Annotated in this window: 28 protein-coding genes, 1 tRNA gene and 1 pseudogene; 16 read left to right on the top strand and 14 right to left on the bottom strand. The window is 61.3% G+C overall.

Annotated features, from left to right (window positions below; genetic code table 11):
- Positions 1 to 70: 70 nt before the first annotated feature.
- Entirely contained in the window at positions 71 to 1,324 is a 1,254-nt protein-coding gene (locus QNM96_RS04380; RefSeq protein WP_283834789.1) for a tRNA (N(6)-L-threonylcarbamoyladenosine(37)-C(2))-methylthiotransferase, read from the top strand.
- A gap of 132 nt (positions 1,325 to 1,456) precedes the next feature.
- On the top strand, positions 1,457 to 1,693 hold the full coding sequence (locus QNM96_RS04385; RefSeq protein WP_283834790.1) for a glutathione S-transferase N-terminal domain-containing protein: 237 nt from the start codon (positions 1,457 to 1,459) through the stop codon (positions 1,691 to 1,693).
- A 30-nt stretch (positions 1,694 to 1,723) separates the two neighbouring features.
- On the opposite strand, the gene QNM96_RS04390 is transcribed toward QNM96_RS04385, so the two are convergent.
- Positions 1,724 to 2,263 (bottom strand): HIT domain-containing protein, encoded by a 540-nt coding sequence (locus QNM96_RS04390; protein ID WP_283834791.1) that lies wholly within the window; start codon positions 2,261 to 2,263, stop codon positions 1,724 to 1,726.
- Positions 2,264 to 2,600: 337 nt separating this feature from the next.
- On the opposite strand from QNM96_RS04390, the gene QNM96_RS04395 reads away from it, so the two are divergent.
- Entirely contained in the window at positions 2,601 to 2,801 is a 201-nt protein-coding gene (locus QNM96_RS04395) for a hypothetical protein (protein WP_283834792.1), read from the top strand.
- Positions 2,802 to 2,933: 132 nt separating this feature from the next.
- Here the strand turns inward: QNM96_RS04395 and map are convergent, their stop codons facing one another.
- Together map and QNM96_RS04405 are read right to left on the bottom strand one after the other, a co-directional pair.
- Complete coding sequence (gene map / locus QNM96_RS04400; protein WP_283834793.1) at positions 2,934 to 3,830, bottom strand: type II methionyl aminopeptidase; 897 nt, start codon at positions 3,828 to 3,830, stop codon at positions 2,934 to 2,936.
- A gap of 348 nt (positions 3,831 to 4,178) precedes the next feature.
- Entirely contained in the window at positions 4,179 to 5,171 is a 993-nt protein-coding gene (locus QNM96_RS04405) for an isoaspartyl peptidase/L-asparaginase (protein ID WP_283834794.1), read from the bottom strand.
- Positions 5,172 to 5,339: 168 nt separating this feature from the next.
- Between QNM96_RS04405 and QNM96_RS04410 the strand changes: the two genes are divergently transcribed.
- From QNM96_RS04410 to QNM96_RS04420, 3 genes are all read left to right on the top strand, one after another.
- Positions 5,340 to 5,612: a hypothetical protein gene (locus QNM96_RS04410; RefSeq protein ID WP_283834795.1), complete on the top strand. Its 273-nt coding sequence runs from the start codon at positions 5,340 to 5,342 to the stop codon at positions 5,610 to 5,612.
- Between the two features lie 103 nt (positions 5,613 to 5,715).
- Positions 5,716 to 6,987 carry an isocitrate dehydrogenase (NADP(+)) gene (gene icd / locus QNM96_RS04415; RefSeq protein ID WP_283834796.1) on the top strand — a complete coding sequence of 424 codons (1,272 nt, stop codon included), beginning with the start codon at positions 5,716 to 5,718 and terminating at the stop codon, positions 6,985 to 6,987.
- Positions 6,988 to 7,100: 113 nt separating this feature from the next.
- Complete coding sequence (locus tag QNM96_RS04420; RefSeq protein WP_283834797.1) at positions 7,101 to 7,544, top strand: GNAT family N-acetyltransferase; 444 nt, start codon at positions 7,101 to 7,103, stop codon at positions 7,542 to 7,544.
- A 38-nt stretch (positions 7,545 to 7,582) separates the two neighbouring features.
- Here the strand turns inward: QNM96_RS04420 and QNM96_RS04425 are convergent, their stop codons facing one another.
- Positions 7,583 to 7,816: a hypothetical protein gene (locus QNM96_RS04425; protein WP_283834798.1), complete on the bottom strand. Its 234-nt coding sequence runs from the start codon at positions 7,814 to 7,816 to the stop codon at positions 7,583 to 7,585.
- Position 7,817: 1 nt separating this feature from the next.
- Between QNM96_RS04425 and QNM96_RS04430 the strand changes: the two genes are divergently transcribed.
- Entirely contained in the window at positions 7,818 to 8,117 is a 300-nt protein-coding gene (locus tag QNM96_RS04430) for a helix-turn-helix domain-containing protein (RefSeq protein WP_283834799.1), read from the top strand.
- Positions 8,118 to 8,135: 18 nt separating this feature from the next.
- On the opposite strand, the gene QNM96_RS04435 is transcribed toward QNM96_RS04430, so the two are convergent.
- The 3 genes and pseudogenes from QNM96_RS04435 to QNM96_RS04445 all read right to left on the bottom strand — a co-directional run.
- On the bottom strand, positions 8,136 to 8,870 hold the full coding sequence (locus tag QNM96_RS04435; RefSeq protein ID WP_283834800.1) for an SDR family NAD(P)-dependent oxidoreductase: 735 nt from the start codon (positions 8,868 to 8,870) through the stop codon (positions 8,136 to 8,138).
- Between the two features lie 57 nt (positions 8,871 to 8,927).
- Complete coding sequence (locus tag QNM96_RS04440; protein WP_283834801.1) at positions 8,928 to 10,283, bottom strand: divalent metal cation transporter; 1,356 nt, start codon at positions 10,281 to 10,283, stop codon at positions 8,928 to 8,930.
- Positions 10,284 to 10,465: 182 nt separating this feature from the next.
- Positions 10,466 to 10,597 (bottom strand): annotated as a pseudogene (locus tag QNM96_RS04445) (cupin domain-containing protein); the annotation flags it as partial.
- 138 nt (positions 10,598 to 10,735) lie between these two features.
- Between QNM96_RS04445 and QNM96_RS04450 the strand changes: the two are divergent.
- The 3 genes from QNM96_RS04450 (at position 10,736) to QNM96_RS04460 (ending at position 11,923) form a co-directional block, all read left to right on the top strand.
- Positions 10,736 to 11,260: a DUF5817 domain-containing protein gene (locus QNM96_RS04450; protein WP_283834802.1), complete on the top strand. Its 525-nt coding sequence runs from the start codon at positions 10,736 to 10,738 to the stop codon at positions 11,258 to 11,260.
- Between the two features lie 67 nt (positions 11,261 to 11,327).
- A complete protein-coding gene (locus tag QNM96_RS04455; RefSeq protein ID WP_283834803.1) occupies positions 11,328 to 11,471 on the top strand; it encodes a hypothetical protein in 144 nt (47 codons plus the stop codon).
- An 86-nt stretch (positions 11,472 to 11,557) separates the two neighbouring features.
- Positions 11,558 to 11,923 carry a hypothetical protein gene (locus QNM96_RS04460; RefSeq protein ID WP_283834804.1) on the top strand — a complete coding sequence of 122 codons (366 nt, stop codon included), beginning with the start codon at positions 11,558 to 11,560 and terminating at the stop codon, positions 11,921 to 11,923.
- Here QNM96_RS04460 and QNM96_RS04465 read toward each other — a convergent pair.
- Entirely contained in the window at positions 11,920 to 12,108 is a 189-nt protein-coding gene (locus QNM96_RS04465) for a hypothetical protein (protein ID WP_283834805.1), read from the bottom strand. The genes QNM96_RS04460 and QNM96_RS04465 overlap by 4 nt on opposite strands.
- Positions 12,109 to 12,396: 288 nt before the next feature.
- Positions 12,397 to 13,656, bottom strand: coding sequence for a hydroxymethylglutaryl-CoA reductase (NADPH) (gene hmgA / locus QNM96_RS04470; RefSeq protein WP_283834806.1), 1,260 nt, complete (start codon positions 13,654 to 13,656; stop codon positions 12,397 to 12,399).
- 138 nt (positions 13,657 to 13,794) lie between these two features.
- On the opposite strand from hmgA, the gene QNM96_RS04475 reads away from it, so the two are divergent.
- Positions 13,795 to 15,360, top strand: coding sequence for an amidohydrolase (locus QNM96_RS04475; protein ID WP_283834807.1), 1,566 nt, complete (start codon positions 13,795 to 13,797; stop codon positions 15,358 to 15,360).
- A 44-nt stretch (positions 15,361 to 15,404) separates the two neighbouring features.
- Here the strand turns inward: QNM96_RS04475 and QNM96_RS04480 are convergent, their stop codons facing one another.
- Together QNM96_RS04480 and QNM96_RS04485 are read right to left on the bottom strand one after the other, a co-directional pair.
- Positions 15,405 to 16,970 carry a methyl-accepting chemotaxis protein gene (locus QNM96_RS04480; RefSeq protein ID WP_283834808.1) on the bottom strand — a complete coding sequence of 522 codons (1,566 nt, stop codon included), beginning with the start codon at positions 16,968 to 16,970 and terminating at the stop codon, positions 15,405 to 15,407.
- A 342-nt stretch (positions 16,971 to 17,312) separates the two neighbouring features.
- On the bottom strand, positions 17,313 to 17,471 hold the full coding sequence (locus QNM96_RS04485) for a hypothetical protein (protein WP_283834809.1): 159 nt from the start codon (positions 17,469 to 17,471) through the stop codon (positions 17,313 to 17,315).
- 255 nt (positions 17,472 to 17,726) lie between these two features.
- Between QNM96_RS04485 and QNM96_RS04490 the strand changes: the two genes are divergently transcribed.
- Positions 17,727 to 18,710, top strand: coding sequence for an LLM class flavin-dependent oxidoreductase (locus QNM96_RS04490; protein ID WP_283834810.1), 984 nt, complete (start codon positions 17,727 to 17,729; stop codon positions 18,708 to 18,710).
- 75 nt (positions 18,711 to 18,785) lie between these two features.
- On the opposite strand, the gene gfo6 is transcribed toward QNM96_RS04490, so the two are convergent.
- Entirely contained in the window at positions 18,786 to 19,859 is a 1,074-nt protein-coding gene (gene gfo6, locus QNM96_RS04495; RefSeq protein ID WP_283834811.1) for a D-xylose 1-dehydrogenase Gfo6, read from the bottom strand.
- Positions 19,860 to 20,054: 195 nt separating this feature from the next.
- On the opposite strand from gfo6, the gene nadA reads away from it, so the two are divergent.
- The 4 genes from nadA (at position 20,055) to QNM96_RS04515 (ending at position 24,169) form a co-directional block, all read left to right on the top strand.
- Entirely contained in the window at positions 20,055 to 21,188 is a 1,134-nt protein-coding gene (nadA, locus tag QNM96_RS04500; protein WP_283834812.1) for a quinolinate synthase NadA, read from the top strand.
- A gap of 2 nt (positions 21,189 to 21,190) precedes the next feature.
- On the top strand, positions 21,191 to 22,834 hold the full coding sequence (locus QNM96_RS04505) for an FAD-dependent oxidoreductase (RefSeq protein ID WP_283834813.1): 1,644 nt from the start codon (positions 21,191 to 21,193) through the stop codon (positions 22,832 to 22,834).
- Between the two features lie 26 nt (positions 22,835 to 22,860).
- Positions 22,861 to 23,676 (top strand): carboxylating nicotinate-nucleotide diphosphorylase, encoded by an 816-nt coding sequence (gene nadC / locus QNM96_RS04510; protein ID WP_283834814.1) that lies wholly within the window; start codon positions 22,861 to 22,863, stop codon positions 23,674 to 23,676.
- 64 nt (positions 23,677 to 23,740) lie between these two features.
- Positions 23,741 to 24,169 carry a hypothetical protein gene (locus tag QNM96_RS04515; protein ID WP_283834815.1) on the top strand — a complete coding sequence of 143 codons (429 nt, stop codon included), beginning with the start codon at positions 23,741 to 23,743 and terminating at the stop codon, positions 24,167 to 24,169.
- 112 nt (positions 24,170 to 24,281) lie between these two features.
- Here the strand turns inward: QNM96_RS04515 and QNM96_RS04520 are convergent, their stop codons facing one another.
- The gene (locus QNM96_RS04520) at positions 24,282 to 25,265 is read right to left on the bottom strand and encodes a hypothetical protein (protein WP_283834816.1); all 984 of its coding nucleotides are present in this window, start codon (positions 25,263 to 25,265) and stop codon (positions 24,282 to 24,284) included.
- 232 nt (positions 25,266 to 25,497) lie between these two features.
- Positions 25,498 to 25,581 (bottom strand) — tRNA-Leu (locus QNM96_RS04525).
- Between the last annotated feature and the right edge of the window lie 109 nt (positions 25,582 to 25,690).

Below are 25,690 nucleotides of genomic sequence, written 5' to 3' on the forward strand. Positions count from 1 at the left end.
CCGAGACGCTCGCGGAAACGCCGAATCCGTCGCGCTTTTGACCGACGAGCCCAGACTACCCTGTAGACGAATGGCCCGGTATCATATCGAGACGTACGGTTGTACGTCGAACCGCGGAGAGAGCCGCGAGATAGAGCGGCGGCTCCGCGACGCGGGCCACCATCAAGTCGAGGGTCCAGAGCGGGCCGACGTCGCCATCCTCAACACCTGTACGGTCGTCGAAAAGACCGAACGGAACATGCTTCGTCGAGCCGAAGAACTGGCCGACGAGACCGCAGACCTGTTCATCACGGGCTGTATGGCTCTCGCACAGGGCGAGGAGTTCGCCGGTGCGGGGATCGACGGCCAGGTGCTCCACTGGGACGAGGTCCCCGAGGCGGTCACGAACGGCGAGTGCCCGACGACGACGCCGGACGCCGAACCAATCCTTCAGGGCGTAATCGGCATTCTCCCCATCGCTCGAGGCTGTATGTCGGATTGCTCGTACTGCATCACCAAGCAGGCGACCGGAAAGATCGACTCCCCGCCGATCGAAGAAAACGTCGAGAAAGCCCGCGCGCTCGTCCACGCCGGCGCAAAAGAGATCCGCATCACCGGTCAGGACACGGGCGTCTATGGCTGGGATACGGGCGAACGAACGCTTCACGAACTCCTCGAGCGGATCTGTGCTATCGACGGCGACTTTCGGGTCCGCGTGGGGATGGCCAACCCGAAGGGCGTCCACGGCATTCGTGAGGAGCTTGCGAACGTCTTCGCCGAGAACGAGGAACTCTATAACTTCCTGCACGCGCCGGTCCAATCGGGCTCGGACGACGTGCTGGGTGATATGCGCCGGCAACATCAGGTCGAAGAGTACCTCGAGGTCGTCGAGACGTTCGATTCGACCCTCGAGTACTGGACGCTTTCGACGGATTTCATCGTCGGCTTCCCGACCGAGACGGACCACGACCACGAACAGTCGATGTCCTTGCTTCGGGAAACCCGCCCCGAAAAGCTCAACGTCACGCGCTTTTCGAAGCGACCGGGAACCGACGCCGCCGAGATGAAAGGGCTCGGTGGCACAATAAAAAAGGAACGCTCGAAAGCGATGAGCGACCTCAAACTCGATATCGTGGGCGAAGCTTACGAAGAGATGGTCGGCGAAGTGCGAGAGGACGTACTCGTCGTCGAGGAGGGAACCGCCGACTCCGTGAAGTGTCGGGACGGCGCGTACCGTCAGATCATCGTCCAAAACGCCGACGATCACGGGATCGAAATCGGCGACTTCGTCGACCTCGAGATTATCGGCCAAAATACGGTGTATGCGTTCGGAGAGCCGCTCTAGCTCCTAATTCCCATAGTTTCAGATTCGAGAAGGAGGCGATTTTTGACGTGAAATACCACAACGGTGGTGGAGTTCTCGGTGTCGGTTGCAGACGACACCCACTCTTTTGCGCTTTCGAGACGAAGCCGGGGTATGATCACGCTGTACCAACTCGAGGGCTGTCCGTACTGTGAAACCGTCGACGAAGAACTCGAGACGCTCGACCTCGACTACGAGAGCATCTGGGTAGAAGGACTACACTCGGAGCGAAACGAGGTCAAACGCGTCTCCGGCCAGCGACAGGTACCCCTCGTCGTCGACGAGGCATACGGTGTCACGATGGCCGAATCGGAAAACATCCTCGAGTATCTCGATCGGACCTACGCGTAAGGCCAGATTCCGGCCAGAAATCGACGGAATTCAATCGAACACGACGGCCCGGGCGTCTCCGGGAACCGTCGCTCCATCCTGCTCGGCGAACGCTTCGTGGAGGCTCTCGTAGGTTTCATCGAGCGCTTCGACGATGACTGAGGTGTCCCCGATAACCGGCATGAAGTTGGTATCTCCCTTCCATCGAGGGACGATATGGGTGTGGAGGTGGTCGCCGATCGAGCCGCCGGCACCCTCTCCGAGGTTGAGACCCGCATTGAAGCCGTCGGGTTGAAGCGCCGTCTCAACGGCCTCGAACGTCCGCTGTTTGAGTCGGGCGTGATCCAACAGCTGTTCGTCGGTGAGATCCGCGTACTCGCCCGTGTGTACGCGCGGAATCACCATCACGTGACCCGGGCTGTACGGGTAGTTGTTCAAGAGAACGAACGCGTGCCCGCTCCGCGCAACGAGCAGGTTCTCCCGGTCGTCATCGCGTTCGGGGAACTCACAGAACACGCAGTCCTCGATATCGGCGTTTTTATCCTCACGTCTAATCCATTCGATTCGCCACGGTGCGAACACCTGGTCCATACGGGAGACCACTCGAGCCGAACCTAAAGCATTTCATCAGTGGCAGTAGCGAATCCTCGATCGTTGCGATCGTAGTTATTGACGTCGACCCGTGTGAACACGAAGGTTGCTACCGCAAAACATGTGTCTGGCTGTCAAAGAAACCGATAATACAAACTTAACCGATTGTCATATTCGTGGGAAAGTCGATTAATAAGTCATTAAATCCGGTTCTAAACAATCTCGAGCGATCTCAGCAAGTGATTTTCCCCACCCCGCCCACGTCTTGCGATTATTACGACTCAATATCCGTAATGGGACACGGGTTTATGATGCCCCTAATCTTAAACCAGTTTCAATGGCAACAACAGACAACTCATTCAACGGGATGACCGAACACTGCGACGATTGCGAACTCGAAACGGTCCACGAAGTGAACGTGCAGATCCGAACCGAGAGCCTGAAACAGGAAAACGCCCAGTTCTCTCGTGAGCCCTACCGCGTGGCCGAGTGCCAGCGCTGTGGAAACCGAACGAGCCAGCGAATGAACAACGCCTGAAACGGCCCGGAAGCGACGGTACACGATACCAAAACAGTTGCGTAGATCGGACGGTGATCGGTGGGAACACCGTCCGTTGTTTTTTGGTCGCAGGTGTGATAGAGAATGTCTATACGTTTCCCAGAGTCGACGCTACTTCGTCGTTACCTCACAACCGTCTTCCGTGACGATGATTGTATGCTCTTTCTGGCTCACGAGACATCCCTCGTCCTCCTTGAGGACGGGATAGCCGTGGACGATGTTGTTGCGTTTGAGTCGCCGCAGTGCGACCTCGGGACGACCCGTCTCGAGCCACCGCGTCGCGAACGGGAGGGTTCGAAAGTCACCGGTGATCTGCTCGAGCGCCTCTCGAGCCTGCCGGTTCCGAACCGACCCCTCCCGCTCGAGCGAGAAGATTTCCTCGCTCGAGCCCTCCGTCACTTTTCCGCCGCCGTCCGTCGCGAACGGTTCGATAGCGACGACGTCGCCGGTTTCGAGCGTCGTTCCCTGTGAAACGGCGCGATTGGGGATGTTCGGACTCGTGTGTTGCTCCCAGTGACCCAGTCCATGGCCGGTGAGGTTGACGACGGGATTGTAGCCGTAGCCGTCGATCACGTCCTCGATTTCGGCGCCGATATCGCCCGTCTCCACGCCCGGTTCGATCACGTCGATCGCGGCCTGAAGCGCCTGTTCGGGTGCCTCAGCGAGTTCCGGGTTGCCTGAGAGATCGACGGTGATAGCGGTGTCTGCCAGCCAGCCGTCGATGTGAACGCCGATATCGAGGTTGATCATCTCCTCGCCGAAGGTCGACTCGTCGTCAATACTCGGCGTCGCGTGTGCCGCCTCCTCGTCGATCGAGATATTCACCGGGAACGCCGGTTTTCCGCCCAACTCTCGTATCCTGTCTTCGGCGTATTCGGCGATCTCGAGGTGACTCGCACCGACCTCGACGCGCTCTGCAGTCTCCTCACGGACCTTCGAGAGGATTTCGCCGGCTTCGCGGTGCTTTTCGTACATCTCCGCCTCGAGATCGACTTCCGTTTCGCTCATGTACCCGGGTTGTATCGGTCAGCAAAAAGAGGTTCCGCCTGCCGAGTCCGCGATCCCATCGGTCGAACCCGACGCTACGCGGCGGATAGACGCAGAGCATTGGTAGACGACACTCTTCAGCCCGCTCGCGAAGAGTGTGGGTCGCCGGGAGGACAGTTACGATGAGGACACGGGAGGCGAGTCGGTGTCTCCGGTCCACTCGCAATCGGGACAGGCGGCGACGCCCTGAACGTTCGACAGCGTCGCTCGACAAAGCGGACATCGTTGTGCTGCATGCTGTGGGGGGCGGAGCATTATCGAGTGATTTTCATCGACGATAATAAATATGTGCTACGACGATCGTCGATATTATTGCCGTTCCGTTGCCGTTTGCATCGCATTGCTGTTGTACGCCGACCCGAGGTGGCCGCGCGCGTCAACGACGATAACGCCGGCGGTCGACCCGGTCAGTTCCGCGAACTCCTCGATGGCGAGTTCGGCGGCCGCGCCCGCCTCGAGACCGCGCTCGACGTGTCCCGCTACGCGTCGTGAGAGCGTCGTTCGGGCGATATCCTCTCCGGCTCCGGTCGCGCTCACCGCCGCCGCGGGTGAACAGTAAAAGCCGGACCCAACCTGTGGAACGTCGCCGACGCGGCCGGCGAGGGCCAACCAGCGTCCGCCCGTCGAGGTCGCGGCCGCGAGGGAGTCGCCGTCGAACGCGACTGCACCGACGGTATCGTGGTCGTGTTCGTCACCGCAGGCGCGCTGGTCCCCGTAGCGGTCACCATCTTCGCCGGGGTGGTGGACATCGGACTCGTATTCGTTAGAGGGAGCCTCCGTCTCGCGGTCGATGTCCGCCCCATCTCGTCCGCCAGCATCCGTCTCACCGAACCGTTCGTCGATCCACTCGAGTTGGGTCCGCGCGCCGCCGACCGGGACCTCGAGGTCGTCCCACTTTTCGCGCGTTCGATCGGTCCAGAGGTCGGCGTCGACCTCGACATCGAACGACTCCGCGAGTTCGACGGCGTGATCGCCCGAAACGAACGTATGTGGCGTCTCTTCCATGACTATCCGAGCAACGCGAGTCGCACGCTTGACTCCCTCCATCGAACAGACGGCACCGACCGAACGGTTGTCGGTCATGATTCCCGCGTCCGTTCGGATCTTGCCGTCACTCTGGACGGCGCTCCCGACGCCCGCGTTGAAGCGCGGTGAGGACTCGAGAACGCCGACGGCGGTCTGGACGGCGTCGACAACTTCGGCTTCGGCTGCGCCCGCATCGGCGGCGCCCTCGAGAACCTCCTGTCTCTCGGTCGGGTTTTCGGGATCGCTCCCGGCCCCGCCGTGAACGACGATTTGCACGCTCCGATCTGCTGATCCGCGCGGATTAACTCTCTCGGTTTCGATCCTTCAGTTTCACACTGTCGCCCATCGGTTCGAGTAGCGGCGGTCGGTATCCAATCGCTCAGCCGTCGGCCATCGTCCCGATTCCCTCACACTTACCACGATCCACCGTGTATCCGGACGACGATGACGCCACTCGTCTTTCTGGTCGGCTTCTGTCTGATCCTCGGGATGATCGTAATCGGACGAGTGGTGAGCGAAACGTCGACGCGCCCAACCGACGGCGGAAGCGCATCGATCGTTCTGGGTATTACGGTGCTTTCCGTATTCTGGGTCGCGCTCGAGGAATCGTTACTGACGAGTCCGGTGTGGATCGTGATCGTTGGGTTCGGATCGATACTGATCGCGGTTGGGGTGGCCCTCGTGATCCGTCGATGGGACGAGTCGGTACCGGCATGAGTGGGGCATTTCCATTTTTTGTCCGACCACCAGCCCTGACTTAAAAGGGTTCTCGAGGGAAATGGTAGACCTTTTACCCCTATCGAAGAACCGTACAGACGAAATGAGCTACGACAAGATCGAAGTCCCTGAACAGGGGGAAAAGATCACGCTGAAGGACGGTTCCGAGGACGAACTCGAGATCCCCGACAATCCGATTATCCCGATTATCTACGGTGACGGTGTGGGCAGCGACGTCGGTCCCGCCGCACAGAAGGTGCTCGACGCCGCCGCGGATGCGACCGGTCGCGAAATCAACTGGATGCGCATCTACGCAGGCGAGTCCGCCCGCGAGATGTACGACGAGAATCTCCCGGACGAGACCGTCGAAGCCATCAAAGAACACCGCGTCGCGATCAAGGGCCCGCTCACGACACCGGTCGGCGCCGGCTTCCGCTCGCTGAACGTCGCGTTGCGACAGACGCTCGATCTGTACGCTAACGTCCGTCCGACCTACTACCTCGACGGCGTCCCGTCACCGGTAAAGGCACCCGAGGAGATGGACATGGTGACCTTCCGAGAGAACACCGAAGACGTTTACGCCGGAATCGAGTGGGAAGCGGGCACCGAGGAGGTCGAACAGGTCCGCGACTTCATCGAAGACGAGATGGGCTTTGACTCGACTATCCACGAGGGTCCTGTCGGGATCGGTATCAAGCCGATCACCGAGAAGGGATCGAAGCGCCTCGTCCGCGAAGCGATCGACTACGCCTTAGAGCAAGGTCGCGACAAGGTCACGCTCGTCCACAAAGGGAATATCATGAAGTTCACCGAGGGGCAGTTCTCGGAGTGGGGCATGGAGGTCGCCGACGAAGAGTACCCCGACGACGAGGTCTTCGCCGCACCCGACTCCCTGTGGGAGGAACAAGACGACATCGACATCCCTGAGGGAGCCATCATGGTCGAGGAGCGCCTCGCCGACGCAATGCTTCAGTGGATGCAGCTGCGCACCGACGAGTTCGACGTGCTGGCCATGCCGAACCTCAACGGTGACTACCTCTCCGACTCCGCCGGCGCACAGATCGGCGGCCTCGGCATCGCACCCGGCGGAAACTTCGGCAAGGGTCGCATGCTCGCGGAACCGGTCCACGGCTCCGCGCCGAAACGTGCCAATCAGGACATGGCCAACCCGAGCGCGCTGATCCTCTCCGGCCGCTTGATGTTCGACTACATGGGCTGGGACGACGCCGCAGACCTCGTGCGGGACGCCGTCGAGGAGACGATTTCCTCGGGCAAGGTCACCTACGACCTCGAGCGCCAACTCGAGGACGCCGAGAAACTCGCGACGAGCGAGTACGCCGAAGAAGTCATCGACAACATCGAAAAGCTCTCGTAGAGAGGTTCTACAGTAGTACTGCGGTTTTTTCTTCTTTCATCGGCTTGAGACTGGTCGAGCCCCCATTTCAAAACCACAACGTTCTCACCGTCGAGTCCGTGTACACTCACGTGATGGCTGTAGTTCGCGTCGACGACGAGCAGGGCCTCGAGGACGCCTTCAGTGTCCGACAGACGGTGTTCGTCGAGGAGCAAGGCGTCGACGAGGAGATCGAGTACGACGAGCACGAGGACGACGCCGTCCACTTCGTCGCGTACGAGCGAACGGATACCGGCGAGGGGCACCCGATCGGGGCAGCACGCCTTCGAGAGCCCGAAGACGGCGTCGGGAAGGTCGAACGCGTGGCGGTGCTCGAGTCACATCGCGAAAACGGCATCGGCCGAGAACTGATGGACGCCCTCGAGACGGAAGCTGGTTCGGACGGACTGGAGACGCTCAAGCTTCACGCCCAGACTCGGGCGGCCGGATTCTATCGCGGGCTCGGCTACGAACAATACGGCGAGGAGTTCGAAGAGGCGGGGATCCCCCACGTCGCGATGAAAAAGTCTCTCGAGTGATCCCGCGGGTACTCGAAAAAAGCGAGAGTCCCTGCTACTTACTCGAGTCGCGCTAACTCGCCGGTTCGTTCCTTGCGAATGAGATAGCGAACGAACAGCCGAAGCTGTCGCGCCAGATCCGCTCGGTCGTCATATGAGTAGATGCGCGCCTCCCATCGATCGCGGACGGCCGCAATCATCGCGCTCCGAACGCCCGATTCGTGGACGAACATCACTCGTTCTCGGCGGTTATCGGTGGTCTCGTCGTCGAACAGCGCCGAGGAGTACCTCAAGATGCAACGGTCGATCGGGAACGAAACGAGGTTTCGAATCGTCGATACGCTCGTCGAGGGCAGGTCCCAAAGCGCCAGCGAACTTCGTGACAGGCTCGAGGTCCGGTCGAACGCGTTACACTACCATCTCGAAGAACTCGTCGAAGTCGGATTGATCGAAAATCGAAAGCGGAAATCGCCCGACAAGGACGGATTGTACTCCTATTACCGAGCGACCTCACCTGGCGAAGGGATTCTCACCGACGGCGTCCGCGAACTCATGGCTCGAGAGTGGGACGCACTTGAGGCGTACAGCGAGTGACCGTCGACGCCGATCACCCTACCGAAACTGCATGCCGCCGTTGACACAGAGCACTTCGCCCTGCACGTAGGAATTTTCGATTAGGTACTCGACCGAGTGAGCGATCGCGTCGGGTTCGCAAGCGTACTGGGGAAGGTGAGTGTCGATCCCCTCGTGGCCCCGGAACTCGACGGACTCGAGATAGTCGACGATTTCATCGTTCATATCCGTTTCCACGGGTCCCGGCGCGACCGCGTTCACCTGTACCCCGTCGTCGCCAAGTTCTCGAGCCAGCGAGCGGGTGAGTCCGTGTAGCCCGGCCTTGCTTGCCGCGTAGGAGGCGTCGACGGTGCCAGCCGTTCCGCCAATACTCGAGACCATCACGACATCGCCCCCGATTTCACGGAGATCCGGGGCCGCGGCCTGAGTGACAGAAAACGCCCCGGTCAGGTTCGTCGCAACGACCTCCTCGAACGTTTCCGGCTCGAGGTCCTCGATCGGGGCCGGCTCGACGATACCGGCGTTGTTGATCACGGCCTCGATCGAGTCGAACGTGTCACGCGTCCGCTCGAGGAGTGCTGTCACTTCGGTGGGTTCAGTGACGTCCGCCTGAATCGCAACCGCGGACGCCCCGGCGGATTCGACCTGTTCGACCGTTTCTTCTGCCGCACCGCCGTCGGAGCGGTAGTTGACGACGATATCGTGTTCGTGAGCTAATCGGGTCGCGATCGCCCGTCCGATTCCTCGACTTCCACCGGTAACGATGACTGCCATGCGTGCCAAATCGGGAGCAACGGTCTTTCCAATACCGGAATCTCCCTCACCCGTTCGTTACAGGACGTTATCTCGAATATATCGACCGCAGAGCCCGAGCATCGCGAGCGCCATCGCGACGGCGAAGGCGACGACGAACGCCGAAGCAGGCTCCGTAACTGTCGCGAGCTCGCCGCGGACGAACTCACCTGCGAGCACGATCGCGACGAGTAGCAGGGCAACTCCACCGACGTTCTCGAGAAGCGAATTCGTCTCCGGCACCGCGTCGGAATCGTTCAGCAGGTAGAGGATCACGATGAGTGCAAACGGCGTCCCGACGAGTCCGAACGCGAGAACGAGGACGAGCAACTGGAAGAACGAACCGCCGAGGAACGCCCCGAGTGCGGAGACGAGCGCGACGACGACGATCATCGCGCGGAATCGAGAGTCCTCGACGGACTGCTCCCAACCGAGTTTGTCCGCGAGGAGGTACGGCGGAACGATCGTGTTCCCGCCGAGCGTCGAGATTGCCGCACCCCACAGGCCGAGGAGAAACAGCCAGACGGCGTATTCACCAGCGACGGGACCGAGCGCCTCCGCGGCCTGGATTTCGGTGATCGTCGCCGGGTCGAGACCGGTTTCGGGCAAGACGCTCGCTGCGACGAGGAAGATCGCGAGACTGAAGATTCCGAACGCGACGAGCATCGAACTGATGATGTCGAATCGGGCTAGTGAGACATCGTCTCGAGTCCAGCCTCGAGCCTGCATCGTGTAACTCTGCATAGTCAACAGCGTGATGTGGACGGCACCGCCGAGCACACCCGCCGCGACCAGTGCGCCGCCGACACCGGCGGGAATCTCGGGCTGGAGCCCGGAAACCGCAGCTCCCGTATCGATCGGGACGACGAACGCTGCGGCGATGAACGCGAGAACGACCAACGAGACGATGATCTTCACACCGACCTCGGCGAATCGGTAGCCGCCGCCGGCGAGCGTCAACGCGAGGAACATCGCCCAGATGACTCCCCAAATTCGTGGATCGGCCGCAGCGTCGAGTCCGGCACTGCCGACCATCGTCGCGCTGACGTCAGCGAGCGTCTGCATGATCACCAGTTGTGCGAGCCCCGAGGCGAGAACGGCGTCGATAAGGAGCACCCACGCCCAGAACTCGCCGAGGTGTTCCTCGACCACGGCGATGATCCCCTTCTCGGTGAGCAACCCGAGTCGCATGGCGAGATACTGGCCGATCGTCCCGAGAACGGCAGAGACAATGACGACCCACAGCAGTGCGTAGCCGAAACTCGCACCCGCGGTGAGCAGACTCGCCATCGTCGCCGGTCCCGCGGCGATCGCACCGGCGAGCCACGTCGGCCCTAACTGTCTGACGAACGTTTCGATACGACCACCGTACACCTGTCTCGACTCCGTTGCCATCGGCCCACCTTGACAAAGGGAGTTTATAACTCCGTGGTATTGGATCGTGTTCATATCATCTTGATAGTGTTTTCTGGTCGAATATGAAGTCGATCTGTCGTGCGAGAATTCGATTATGAAGCGCCCAAAAGAGCGACGAGAAGCGACAGAAGCGCCGGTGTCAAACTCGAGATCGACTCTCGTCAGCCCGGGTGCTCCCGCGGCAGGCCGAAAATGTCCACGCCTCGAACGGTTTCATCGCCGCGATTCGTGACGGCGCGTGATTGATCTCCAGGGATCACGGAGGAATCTTCCGGACCACAGACGATTTCCTCGACAGCGGTAACGAGAGACAGACATCCAAAGCGATACTGGCCGGCAACCCGCGTTCGAGGAAACGGCCCCGTTCCGATCGGTTTCACTTTCACTCCACTTGCCGAACGTTAAACTACGGCGGGAACTACCGTCAGGATATGTACGCCGTCGTCGGTTGCAGCGAGTGCTCGCATCTCTGGCTTCTCGAGGGGCGCTCGGAGACGACCCAGTGCCCCCGCTGTGGGTCCCGTCGGGCCTACGAAAAACGAAAGAAGTTCGTCGAAACCGAAGACGCTGATCACGCGCGAGACGTTCGCGCCTCGATGTTGGCGAACCGTCAGGGCGAGGGGGAAGCGTTCGCCGAAATGGATTCCTATGCCACCCTCGAGACCAGAGTCGATGGCGGGGTCATCGACGAAACCGCGTATCTCGAGGCCTCCGGGCTCGATGTTGAAGCGGTCGACGCCGCCGGCGACCGCGATCCGCGAGGCCCGACTCGGCGCGGGAGCAAGAAAGACGTCGTCACCCGAGCGCTCGAGGAACTCGAGAAACCGACTGAAGACGAGATCGTTCAGTACGCCGGTAATCGGGGAATTTCGGCCGACTACGTTCGAAAGGCACTCGACAAGCTCTCGAGACAAGGCGAAGTCAGCGAACAACGCGGGCAGTACCGGTCGCTATGATACCCGCAAAATAAGACAGTTGAGAACGATGCCCTCGATTTAAGCAACCCGACGGTGAATAATCAGTATGGATCTAAGTGAGTTACTCGAGGGGGATGCGCTTACCGGGCGGCAAGCAGCGATTATCTTCTTCGTCTTCCTCAGTCTCATCATCATTGCGGGGATACTCCTGATACTGTTCGGGGATGTCTTCCAGGATCTGTTCACGTAGCCGGCGACGGACTGAGTGAGCCCCCACACGGGTAGTAGATAGTGTCGAATCGTCATGGCTATCCCCGCCCGCTCGAAACGACGGCTATGGGAGAGACGGTCGAAACGGTCGACGTTCAGGGGACCGCTATCGGTGTCGGAACCGTGATCGCGATGGCCTGTCTGGTGTACGGAACGGTCATCAGCCAGACGATCGTCGGGATCGACACGACGGCGGTAGCAATGTGGGTGTTCGCCGCAACCTTCCTCGCCGTCGGAACGCTACACGCCGCGTACGGCCACGGAAATCTCGCGTGGGGACACGGCGGCGCGGCGGCAGGGTGGCTGTTCATCCTCCTCGGGACCACTGGATTGCAGGTGGGGATTGGACTCATCTTGCTCCTTCTCTCGGGAGCCTACATCGTCCTCGTAACGCTTCGGTTCCGACGCGATGGAGCCGCGACGCCGACTTAGGGCCACCCGAGTGCGACAGCCAGCGAAAGACCGAACGTCGCGACCGAAAGGAGGAATTCGACCACCACGAGGAATCGGTGGGTGCGATGCAACTCGAGCAACGGGTGAACGGATGTGCCCGGATCTGGGTCCGGAGCCGAGTCGGGATCTGGCTCCGGGTCCGGGTGGGAACAGTCACAACTCATATGCTGTGGAGCGCCCGCCGGTGCTCGCCGAACGGACGCATTGTCAACTACAGGATCGACGGGAAAATACCAAAGCCAACAGCGCGTGGTGAAAGTGAAAGTGACTGTGAGAGCCTACTATACCTGTCTGTTGTCCACAGCGGAGACGATAGTACGGAACGGAACTCAAAGGAAAAGTGAAAGTAAACCCGACGAGCACGTTCGACGGCGAATGCTGTCCTGCGGCCAGTTTCGGGGCTAGCTATCCGACACAGCAACGACCGCTACCGGCCGATTTCGCAACGACCGCTACCGGCCGAGATCCTCGTGGGCACTCGCGAGATGGTTCGAGGCCAGGGCGGCGAGCAATGAGAGTTCGCCCGCAAGCGCGCCGGCGGCGATGACCTCCGCGAGCGTGTCCGCGTTCGATCCCGCGGGATCGCCGCCGCCGCGGACGCCGACGACGTCGAGCGCTTCAGCTTGCGTCGGGAGTTTCGTGCCGCCACCGACGGTTCCGACCTCGAGGGAAGCAAGCGAGACGCTCGCGTACAGATCGGTCACGGTCTCGGAGTCGCCCGACTCGGACGCTTCGGCCGCCTGCTCCCGTTCTCGAGTATCCATCGTCGTGATGGCGTTGGCCGCTTCGACGACCTGTGCCTCGTCCTGTCCGGTCGCGAGGAAGGCCGCGGCGACGACGTTCGCGGCGTGGGCGTTGAACCCCAGACTCCCCGCCTTGGCGCTTCCGATCAGGTTCTTTCGGGTGTTGGCCTCTACGATCGCGGCGGCGGTCGTGTGAAGTCGCTCCTCGAGGAGTTCGCCGGGGATGACGACATCCGCGGTCACGGATCGACCGCGACCCTCGACCGCGTTGATCGCGGCGGGTTTCTTGTCCGAACAAAGATTGCCCGAGAGCGCGACGAGCGACGCGGGCGTTTCGTCCTCGACGACGCGACAGGCTGCCTCGGTCGCGATGGTCGCCATGTTCATTCCCATCGCGTCTTTCGTGTCGTAGGCGAACCGGAGGAACACCGAGTCGCCGACGACGTAGGGTTCGATGCCGATTACCTCACCGTGGCTCGTGGTCTCCTCAGCAGCTTCGGCGAGTCGGTCGCCGTTTGTCTCGACCCACTCGACCGTCTCGGCGGCGTCGGCGACGCCCGAAACGCGAAACACCGGCGCTCGAGTCATCCCGTGTTTGGTTACGCGCGCGGTGACGCCGCCGGCGTCGTCGAGCACCGAGAGTCCGCGGTTGACGGAAGCCAAGAGCGCCCCTTCGGTGGTGGCGAGCGGGAGGTAGTACTCGCCCGAGGCCGCGCCACCATCGATCGAAACTGGCCCAGTGACCCCCATCGGAATTTGGGCGGCACCGATCATGTTCTCGATCGCCGATTCGGCCGCCTCGGCATCGAAGCCGTAGGAGCCGATCGCCTCGAGATCCGCGTCGGTGTCGGCCTCGAGGAGTTGTCGTCGCGCGCTCGCGGCGGTGTCGTGATCGGCATGATCCTCGAGTTCGTGCAGGCGAAGGTCGCCCTCGCGGACGCGTCGAGCGAGGGAATCTGCGTCTGTCATGAGTCACCAGTCACAGCCCTCGGACCTAACAGTTGTTGATTCGCCGCGAAGGCGAGGGTCGAGCCAACAGACGCCGGAAGGCAGTTCGCAGTGAGCCAAACGGTTTTGGCGCTCGCCGATGCTCACTCGGATAGGATCATGACCGAGGCCGCCGATCGGCTGTTCGTCGACGGAGAGATACACACGCTCGAGCGCCCATCCGAGACGTACGAGGCGATGGCGGTTCGGGACGGTGAGATCGTTCGCCTCGGTCCAACCCGTGAGATCGCGTTTCTCGAGGGCGTCGAAACCGACGTAATCGACTGCAACGGCCGGGTCGTCCTCCCGGGATTCATTGACGCCCACACGCATATGGAGAACCTCGGCAGATCCCTGGTTCACGCCGATCTCGCGGGGGCAAGCACACGCGAAGTGGCACTCGAGCGGCTGAGCGAGCAGGCGACGGCCAACGACCGGGAATGGATTCTCGGCTTCGGCTACGATGAAAGCGACTGGAACGAGTCCCGATATCTCACCCGTGAGGACCTCGATGCCGTCAGTGACGAGCGGCCCGTGATCGCGGTTCGAGTCGACATGCACACCGCCTCGTTGAACACAGTCGCCCTCGAGAAGCTCGCCGACGCAATGGCGGCAACTGATATCGAAACGAAGGGCGGTGAACCGACCGGCGTAGTCCTCGAGGAGGCCACCGACGCCGTCTGGGAGGCAATCGAACCCGGCTACGCAGAAACCCGCGAACTCGTTACCGCGGCAATTTCGCGCGCGTCCGAACTGGGCGTCACCTGCGTCCACGACATGAACAGACAGTCAGCATCACCGCGAGTGTACCGCGATCTCGAGGCTAGCGGAGACCTCGAGTGTCGCGTCCGGCTGAACTACTGGAGCGACCACCTCGAAAGCGCAGTCGACGTCGGCCTCGCGACGAACGGCGGGAGCGAATTCGTTCGGACGGGTGCGATCAAGACGTTCACGGACGGGAGTATCGGCGGTCGAACGGCGAAAGTGAGCGAGTCGTACGCTGACGGTTCGGCTGCTGGTTCACGCGACGATCACGCCGGAGACGGGAACTGCGGTCAATGGGTCGTCGACCCGGGCGAACTTGAGGACCTCGCGACTCGAGCCGACGACGCCGGCTTTCAGCTCTCGGTACACGCTATCGGTGACGAAGCGATCGAGGAGACGGTCTCGGTCCTCGAGACGACGACAGATCCCGCCGGGTCGCGACATCGGATCGAGCACGCCGAACTCGCCAGTGACGATGCCATCGAGCGGATGGCGAAAGCGGGGATCATCGCCTCGATGCAGCCGAACTTCCACCAGTGGGCGGGCGAGGGCGGCCTCTACGACCAGCGACTCGGCCGGTCGCGACGACGGCGCTCGAACCGGCTCCGGGCGATGCTCGAGGCGGGCGTTGCGCTCGCGCTCGGTTCGGACTGCATGCCGCTCGATCCGTTACTCGGTGTCCATCACGCAGTGAACGCGCCCGCCGACGCCCAGCGGCTGTCGGTCACCGAAGCGCTCCGCGCGTACACGCTCGGCGGAGCCTACGCCGGGTTCGACGAGGATCGACTCGGGACCCTCGAGGTCGGCAAACGGGCGGATCTGGTGGTACTCGAGGCGTCGCCGTGGGAACAATCGGATCGGATCGAGGAGATAGACGTATCGATGACCGTCGTCGATGGAGAAGTGGTGTTCGAACGATAAAGTGCACAGAGCACTACAAATCCAGTTCCAAAAGTCAGACTGTCTTAGTGATCCGCTTCGGTCAACTCGTCGACGCGACCGATAAGCGTCGTCATGATCTGCTCTTGCTCGTTCGTCGTCTCGACGATGCGCTGGGTCGCCTCCTCCGAGCGATCTGAGCGGTCCCTGACAGTCTGTAACGTTCCAGTGAGTCCTTCGACCGTCGAAGCCTGTTCGTCCGTTACGCGGGCAACCTCGGAAATTCCGTGGGCGGCCTCCTCGACGGATTCGCTGATCTCCTCGAGCGAACTGTGCATCTGCTCGATCTGGTCGTCAGCGTGTTGAATCCGATCCTGCGAGCGGTCGACCGCCGACGCGGTTTTTTCGGATTGGTCCTGGAGTGCGGAGATGCTCTTGGTGATCGCGTCAGCGTGCTCGTTCGTCTCGTCGGCGAGTTCCTTGACGTGATCTGCGACGACGGCGAACCGTTCGCCGCCCTGATCGGAGCCAGCCGCTTCGATGGTCGCGTTGATCGCGAGCAGGTTCGTCTCGTCGGCGATATCCGAAATTACCTCGATCACTTCGTCGATATCGCTGATCTGGTCGGACAGCTCTCGGACGGTTTCGGAGAGTTCGTTGCCGATCTCGACGACTTCCTCGGTCGCTTCCCGAGTTGCGTCTCCCGCTTCGAGGCCCTCTTCGGCGGTCTCGAGCGAGGCTTCGGCGGCTGCGCTAACCTCGTTTGCCTCGGCGGCGACTTCCTCGATTTCCGCGGCGAAGGACTGAATTTCGGTCGTCGCGTCTTCGACCAGCTCGCTCTGCTGTGAGACGTTCTTGGCGATTTCGGTCGCCGCCTCGTTGGCCTCGTCGGTCGCGTCGTCCATCTGCTCTGCGTGCTCGTTCACCTGACCGGTGATATCCGCCAGGTTCTGGGCCATCTCGTTGATCGAATCGACGACTGCGACCAGATCGGAATCGAGCGTGGAGAACGTCGATTTTCGCTCGGCTCGAGCCGACAGGTTGCCCTGTTTGATCGACTCAGTGGTTTGTTGGACCTCCGAAATCAAAGCAGTCGTTGCGTCGCGTTCGTTGGTCGTCTCCGTGCGGTCGATGACGACTTCGACGACCCCGATCAGCTCGCCATCGTCGTACAGCGGCGTCGCGGAGAAATCGATGTGGCGTTCGTCACCGTGTTGGTCGACCATCGTACTCGTATCGCCGACGCGATTCGACGACGGATCGCGGAGTTCGACGTCGTGTTCGACGTGCGCCCGTTCGGGCGTCTCGAGAACCTTGTCCGCGAGCGTCTTCGCTCGGCGACCGTCGGGATAGAACATCTCCGAAGCCCGATCGTGACCGACCGCTTCCTCGCGAGTTGCCCCGGTTAACTCGGCGAGCGTCCGGCTCCACTCGACGATCACCCCATCGGTATCGAGTACGAACGTCGGCGTCTCGATTCCGTCGAACAATTGCGTGTACCCGGCTCGAGTCAACGTTTCTCGGTCGGCTTCGGTTGAACTCGTAGCTGGGTCGACGTCACCCTCCACAGCGCCTGGAGATGCACCCGTCTCGTCCGGTTCCTTCGCTTCCGGCTCCCCCCCTTCAGTGAGTGACGAACGGTTTCCTGTCATTTGTAGTAACGTGTCCCGTAAAGAGAACGATTGAGAACCGGTTTATTCTTTGTGGCAGGTGCTGTCATAGCCGTTGCTCTCGTCAGGCACACAATTCGAAGACCAAATCTTCGGAAGCGATCAAAAACGGTATTTCAGTTCATCCTGGGAACGTATAATATTCTTGTCTTCGATGTTAGCCGGCTCGGGAAGCGTATCAAAGCGGAGATAAAATCGGAATAAGAGACGAACCAGAAGGAACTGGGACGCGAACAAACAGAGAGAGGAGATGATTGATAAACGGTGGTCGACAGGACGAAGGAATATGGGGACCGAGAATCGAGAACGTGAACGGGGTTTCGTTTACCCGGTAATAAACCCACCCGGCGGACAGTGTTTCGCCGGCCGGCCGTCGTCAGTCGTCGCCGGTTCGTTCCCGAACTCGGGCGAGTGACGGATCGTTCGTCGGACTTTGGCTCCTCGTCGTGCGATTCGAGTCGTGAGGACTAGTAGTTTACTCATACATGAGTAATTGTTCCGTGACACGCATAAGTATTTTCGAGACGATAGATTGTGTTGGTTAGTTCCCTGTCCAATCAACGAACGGACATACTGCCGGCTGTACCTCTGTGAAGATTCTCGCACCCCGGGTGGGAGAATCGTAAACGACGTACAGCCGGCAGTATATCTCACGCCGTCGATTTCGAATCGATGACGATGAGGGAGCTACTGAAAGAACGGGCCGAGGTTTTTGCCCTGTGACGTGAATAAGCCGGCATGGAACTCGATCTCATCGTCTCGGAACTCCACGGGGAGGACCCGACCGATCTCGCGAAAGAAGCGGAATCGCTCGGTTACGACGGGCTCTGGCTGACGGAGCTCTGGGGCGAAAACGCCGTCGTCCAGCTCACCGAGATGGCGATCGCGACCGAGGATATCGGTCTCGGAACGGCTATCGTCAACGTCTATTCGCGCTCGCCCGCCGTGCTCGCGATGACCGCCAACTCTCTCGAGCGAGCGTCCGACGGCCGGTTCGTGCTGGGAACCGGCGTGAGTACGAAGAAGGTGATCGAAGACCTCCACGGCGAGTCGTTCGACCGGCCGGTTCGGCGAGCCCACGAGACGATCGAACTCGTCCGAAAATTCACCGCTGGCGACGGCGACCGCGTCCGGTACGATGGCGAACTCATCGATGTCGCGGATTTTCCCGCGCTCGAGGCCGACGTGCCGATCTATCACGCCGGACTCGGGCCCGCGAACCGCCGCGTCGTCGGCCGGCTCTGTGACGGGTGGATCCCGCACAATATCCCGTTTTCGGGACTCGAGGAGGCGTTCGAGACCGTCGCCGAGGCCGCACGGGAACGGGACAGAGATCCAGACGAGATTACCGTCGCACCCTACGTTCCGACGGCGGCGAGCGAGGATCGGGAACTGGCTCGAGAAACGATGCGACAACACGTCGCTTACTACGTCGGGAGCGGCGAGGGGTATCGAAAGGCCGTCGCGACGAAATACGAGGACACCGCGGAGCGAATCGCCAACGCCTGGCGGAACGGGGCTCGAGACGAGGCGACGGGGATGGTTACCGACGAGATGGTCGACGATCTCGGCGTCGCCGGCACCCCTGAGACGGTACGGAACCGACTTCGAAAGGTGGCGGAGGAGACGATCATCGACCGGCCGATCGTCGTCGTTCCCGAACCGGCGACTGCCGACCTCCGCGAGGAAACGATCCGAGAAGCGGCACCCGAGCGGTTCTAAAGGACTCAGCGCGAGTTCGACGGGTCACCCGACCCGTGGTCGTTTACGCGCCTCGGATCACAGCCCCGAATTCGCTTACGATTCGAATTCGACGCGGTCGCCCGTCTCGGCGGACTCGTAGGCGGCCTCGATCACTCGAAGGTCCGCAACACCATCCGTTCCGTCGGGTTCCGGGTGCGTTCCCGTCTGTACGCAGTACCCGAAGTAATCGAATTCTTCGCAGACCTCGTCTACAGGTGGCCCGGTGTACTCCATTCGCATCTCGCCGCTCTCGACGACGATTTCCTGGGGGACGACGCCCCCGAACGGCGAGGCAATCGAGATCATCCCGTCCGTTCCGACGAGTTGGAGCTGACTGCTTGCGTGGGCGTCGAAACTCGCCGTACAGGCCGCCGTTGTACCCCCGGGGAATTCGAGTTGGACCGAAACGTGCTCGTCGACGCGGTCGAACGGCTCGTCGCTCGAGTGGGTCGACGCGTACACCGAGACGGGGTCAGCATCGAGGAGGTATCGCGTGGTGTTGATCGGATAGATGCCGAGATCGACCAACGCGCCGCCGCCGGCGAGTTCTGGATTCAGCCGCCACGTGTCGGCGTTCGTGTACTCGAGCAACGGATGGGAGAACGCGCCGTGAACCTGCACGACGTCGCCGATGACGCCGCCGCCAACGAGTTCCCGGGATCGTCGGACCGTCGGCTCGAGTTGCAGTCGATAGGCGGTCATCAGCGTAACGCCTACTGTCGAACAGGCGTCGACGACCTCACGCGCACGCTCAAGCGTTACCTCGAGCGGTTTCTCACAGATGACGTGTTTTTCGCGTCGGGCCGCCGAAAGTGCGTACCGTCCGTGGTACGCGTTCGGCGTCGAAATGTAGACGGCGTCGTATTCGGCCTCGAGGTCGCCGGCTAGATACGCGTCGTAACCGATGACGTGCTCGACATCGAACTCGTCCGCGACGGCTCGCGTTCGACGCGCCGAACTCGTCACGAGGACCGTCGTCTCACAATAGGATCCCGCACGAATACCGGGAAGCGCACGGTTCCGTGCGAAGCCGCCGATTCCGAGTACTGCGATCCGAACCGTGTCGTCGATCGATTCTCGCTCCCAGTCACGCCGTCTGAAGTCAATGAAGTAGTCCTCGAGCGTCATACCACCGCTACGACATCGACCCAAAAGATTCCAATTCAGGGGGTGAAGACAGTTCGAGTGAGATGGTAGTTTCGTCCGTCAAAGGGGAGACGGACACAGCATTGGCAGTCAATAACAATCAGTCAAACGCTGTGATTGAAGGAAAAAGTTATTCAATGGCGGCCTGTGGACTAGGACAATCCACAGGAAGATACAATGGTAACAATGGAAACCGCAGATCTCGATACAGATCTAAGTTTATTCAAATACGACAATCTCGAACAACTTCCACCCGGGTATCGGGATCTCGAAGAGGATGAACGAACGGAGCGTATCGAAGCCGCACTCGAGGCGTTAGGCGAGGACGTGGTGATTCTGGGACACAATTACCAGCGTCGGGAGATCGTCGAACACGCCGATTTCGTCGGTGACTCATATCAGCTTTCGAAGGAGGCCGCGAAAGCCGACGCCGAGTACGTCATCTTCGGCGGCGTGACGTTCATGGCCGAGTCCGCAGACATCATCACGGACGACGACCAGACCGTTATCCTCCCGTCGATGGAAGCGTCGTGTCCGATGGCCGGAATGGCCGAAGCGTTGCAGGTCGACGCCGCCTGGGCGGAGATCACCGACGCCGCACCCGACGAGGAGATCATCCCGATCACGTACATGAACTCCTACGCGGATCTCAAGGCGTTCTGTGCGAGTCAGGGTGGCCTCGTCTGTACCTCCTCGAACGCGCATAAGGCGTTCGAGTACGCCTTCGAAAAGGGGGACAAGGTCCTGTTTTTGCCCGACAAACACCTCGGCGAGAACACCGCCCACAGGCTGGGCTTGGCGGACGATATCGCCGAGTGGGATCCCTGGGATCCCGAGGGGAAAGACGCCGAAGAGGTCGCTGACAGCGACATCATCCTCTGGGACGGCTACTGTCAGGTCCACGAACGATTCCGGGTCGAGCACATCGAGGAAATCCGCGAATCGGATCCGGACGCGAAGGTCATCGTCCACCCGGAATGTCGCCGTGAAGTCGTCGAAGCCGCCGACAAAGCGGGCTCGACGGCGACGATCTGTGAGACGGTCGAAAACGCAGATCCCGGCGACACGTGGGCGATCGGCACCGAAATTCATCTCACGAACCACCTCCAGCGCTGGCACCCCGAGGTGAACGTTTTGCCGCTCTGTGGTGACGCGTGCATGGATTGTAACGCGATGCGCCAGATCGATCCCAACTACCTCACCTGGGTCCTCGAGGAACTGCTCGAGGGACGCGAACGGAACGTCATCGAGGTCGCGCCCGGCGAAAAGGAGATGGCCGAACTGGCCCTCGAACGAATGCTCGAGATCTAACCATGACGGACGAATCCAGTACCACGATCGATCGAGAGCAAGAAGAGTTCGCGGACGTCCTCGTCGTCGGAAGCGGCATCGCGGGCTGTTCGGCGGCGCTCGCCGCCGCTCGAGAGGGTGCAGACGTTCTCCTCATCACGAAATCGAGCCGACCCGATGGGGCGAGTACGGATTGGGCACAGGGTGGGATCTCGACGACTCGGGGCAATCCGAAGAGCCTCAAGGCGGATATTCTCGAGGCGAGCGACCAGACTGCCGACCCAGACGCCGTCGACGCGCTGGTCGAGGATGCGGACGAAGCGGTTGAAGACGTTTTGCTTTCAACACTCAAAATCGAATTCGATGAGTCTTCGGAAGATCGCGACGAATCCTCCACGGACGGGAACGAACCGGCGGCGGACGACACCTTCGACTACACGAGAGAGGCCGCCCACTCCGAACACCGAATTCTCCACGTCAACGCCTCGACGGGGACGCACATCCTCCGACCGTTTCTAAATCATCTCGACGAGTACGACGGAATCGAGATTCGCCAGGATACCGCCGCACTCGAGTTACTTACCCACGAGGGCCGAGTCCACGGCGTCGTCACCGACGAGCAAGCGAGTGGGAAGCCGATCTACGCGGGCGCGACGATTCTCGCGACCGGGGGTATCGGCGCGCTCTACAGTCGGTCGACCAACCCCGACGGCGCCACGGGAGACGGCATCGCGATGGCCGCCCTTGCGGGAGCCGACGTGGCGGATATGGAGTACATCCAGTTTCACCCGACTGCCTATGCCGGGGGCAAGGCGCGTGGTGACTCGAATCGAGGCGACGATGCCGCCGAGGGAGACGACCCCTTCTTGCTCTCAGAAGCGCTCCGAGGCGAGGGAGCCGTCCTCCGAAACGGAGACGGCGAGCGGTTCATGACGGAGTACCACCCGCAAGGAGACCTCGCCCCGCGGGATATCGTCGCCCGCGCGGTGGCCGACGAACGCGACGCGACCGGCGAGGTCGTCCTCGACGTGAGCCCACTCGAGTTCGAGGCGGAGTATCCGGCGCTGGCCGAGAAGTGCCGCGCCCGAGGAATTACGGGCGAGGAGATTCCCGTCGCACCCTGCGAACACTTCCTCTGTGGCGGCATCGACGTCGACGAGGACGGCCGCACGTCGCTCGACCGTCTCTATGCAGTCGGCGAGTGCGCCCGAACGGGCGTTCACGGAGCGAACCGATTGGCGAGTACGAGCCTGCTCGAGGGGCTCGTCTGGGGGCTCCGCGCCGGCGAAGATGCCGCGGGGGACGAACCCGAACCCGACCGCGTCGAGGCTCCCGACCTGTTGAATCGAGACCCCGAACTCCCCGAACGCTTCGCCGCGGAAAAATCGCGCCGGCTCGAGCGAACGATGGACGAGCACCTCGGATTGCGACGCAACCCCGGCGACATCGGGCGTGCGAACGCGGTACTCCGTCGACTCAAAGGCGAGGTCGACGCCTACATTCGCACGCGCACCGCCCGAGACCTCTACGAACTCCGGAACGCGAGCGTGACAGCGCTGTTGATCGCCCGCGCGGCGGGCGAGAATACGACCTCGAGAGGGTGTCACTACGTCGTCGACGATAGCGAGAGCGTCGAGACACATGCGAACACGTCGGCCGACGACTGATACCGAACGATACGACGCATCCAAACATGATATCCGACACGCAGATCGAACACTGGCTTCGCGAAGATATCGGCCACCACGACGTAACTAATCAGGTTCCCGGCGAGACGACGGGACGACTCGTTGCGAAAGAGTCCGGCACCGTCGCCGGCCTCGAGGCGGCTCGTGCCGTCTTCGACTACCTCGGCGTCGACGTCACCGGGTCGGTCGATCCAGGGACTCGAGTCGACGCCGGCGACGTTGTCTTCCAAGTCGAGGGACCCGCACGCGACGTGCTTCGAGGCGAACGCGTTGCCGTCAACCTCGCCGGCCACGCCTCGGGAATCGCGACGAAAACGCGGGCAGCGGTCGAGCGCGCTCGAGGCGAATCCGACGCCGTTCGGATCGCAGGGACCAGAAAAACGACGCCCGGCCTCCGCGGACTCGAGAAGCGAGCCGTCGTCGCTGGTGGCGGCGACACCCACCGACTCGACCTGTCGCATATGGTCATGATCAAGGAGAACCACATCGCCGAAATGGGCCTCGAGGAAGCCATTGGCGAGTTCCGCGAGCGAGTCTCGTTCGCGACGAAGATCGAAGTCGAGGTGGAAACGGTCGAGGATGCCCCGCGAGCGGCCGAAGCCGGTGCCGACATCGTTCTACTCGACAATATGGACCCCGAAGCGGTCGAGACGGCCGTCTCGGCACTCGAGGTATACGAAGGGACGCTTACCGAAGCCAGTGGAGGGATTACGCTCGAGACGGTCCCCGAATATGCGGCGACGGGAGTCGACATCGTTTCGATGGGGACGCTCACCCACTCGGCGCCGACGCTTGACCTCTCGTTTCGAACGTCCGGGTAGCAATTTGATGGGGGAGATTGTCAAACCATAATACATATAAATTCAATGTGAGAGATACGAAGGTATGGACGGGACACACGGCTCTGAGGCGGAAGGGTTCGAAAACACGCCGTTGACGCCGACACGGCTCGGAGCGGCCGCCGCAGTTTTCGACATCGTCGCTTTCACTTTCATCGGTTATCTCGTACTCGAAGATCCTGCACTCGGCGCCGTTTCCGGCCTTCTGATCGGCCTCGGCGTCTACCAGTTCCTGCCCCTGATGATGCAACCGGACGGCCTCGAGTCGAATGAGGACTCCGCCTCCGGTAATCCGGTCCGCGGATACCACCGACTCGCAGGCGGCTACGGATTGTCCGTCGCGGGCCTCGTCTTTTTCGCGGTGGGGTTCGCCGAGTTCGAGCTCCTGGTCGGCGTCCCGGCGGCGCTCGTCGCCGGTGCCGTGGTGTATATCGTCGCCGGGTTCGTGTTCCCTAACGCGGCGGTAGGTGAGTAGAGCGGCCACACCATCGAGTGGGCCGGTTTCGTCACGACTCGAGCCGACAGCGAGTGCACTCGAGCGAACCGAATCCGTTCCACCGTATCGTCATACGCTCGAGCGAACTCACTCAGAGCGTATAATCGGTCTCCGAGGCGGCAAACGGCATGACGGTCGCGTTCCGCTGGGCGACCCATGAAAGCCGGAGAACGAACGACGCGAGAATCGCCAGCGGAGCGAAGCAGGCGACCAACGCGACCAGCGTCGCGCCGACGATAGCGGTCGCCGGAAGCGCCTCGATCGCCGCGAGATCGTAAACCGCGAGCGTCGCGGCGGTGAGAAACTGCGCCGGAAGCCCGACGAACAGCAAGATCCTCGAGAGAAAGGACAACTCCTTTGTGATGTAGACGGTTCGAAAGTACTTCCGAGCGACGTCGATGTGAAGCAGATGCTCGCGGATCGATTCGACTAATTCGCGCTGGGACTCCGAAAGCCGGTCCGCGTATTCGGTCTCGATTCGGGAGAGTTCGTAGAGCTGTTCGGCCTGTGTCGTCCCGAGCGTCGCCGCGATGGCACCGAAAATCTCCTCGTCGGCGGCGGGCGTATCGAGTGCCTTCGTGACGGTTCGGACGTCCCGACGGAGCGCGCCCGCGAGGTCGTCGAACTCCGCCGCCAACTCGTCGCTCGCCGCGTCCGTGCTCGATTCGCGAAGTCGCTGAGCCCGATTTCCGAGGTTCTCGTGGAGCACTCGCAAGAACGCCCCCGGCATCACGGGGCTTACCTCCCGGTCCATCACCGATTGAACCTCGTTTCTGTACTCGACGGCGTTTCGCGTTCGTTGCTCGAGATTCCCCGGCGACCCCAGTTCCCTCGAAAACACCAACTGGTTGATCGCGATGACGACCGTGATCAGCGTGAGGTTGCCACCGAGAAACGCGCTTAACAGCAGGTAAAGCGGTTCTCCGGGCTCTCGAGGAAACAGGTTCGTCACGAGAAGCACGCACAGCAACCCCAAAATCCCGCCGAGCAGGAGTCCAGCGACCGTGAGGCGATTCCCCTCGATGATTGCCCACCGAAAAACCGGATTTGCTCGAGTACCCGATTCGTTGGCCATAGTCGGTCTTGCTATCAGAGCCGCCATTGTGAAGGTGCTACCGGCGAGAGAAACGGCTTGAGGAGTTCGGGATCGCTCGGTCAGCGGGCGATGACGGTGTAGAAGGCGAGGGTTGGGATTTGAACTACGCGAAGACGTTCCAGGACGCTCGTTTCAATCGCGTCCGGGCTGCGACTTCTCTACTTCAAATCCTGTTTGTCGCAGTTACCACTCACGGATGTTCGTGGTAACATGCGAGGGTTGGGATTTGAACCCAAGGACCCCTACGGGAGCGGGTCTTAAGCCCACCGCCGTTGGCCTGCTTGGCTACCCTCGCCCAAAACGTACTTGCTCGTTGCCACCGCCTTGGGATGTGCGTTTCGGTGTGTACTCGAGTGAATTCCAGTTAACCTACAGACACGACCCACTGATAGGGTCGTTCATAC

The sequence above is a fragment of the Halostagnicola sp. A-GB9-2 genome, from assembly GCF_030068615.1.
In the GTDB taxonomy this organism is placed as follows: domain Archaea; phylum Halobacteriota; class Halobacteria; order Halobacteriales; family Natrialbaceae; genus Halostagnicola.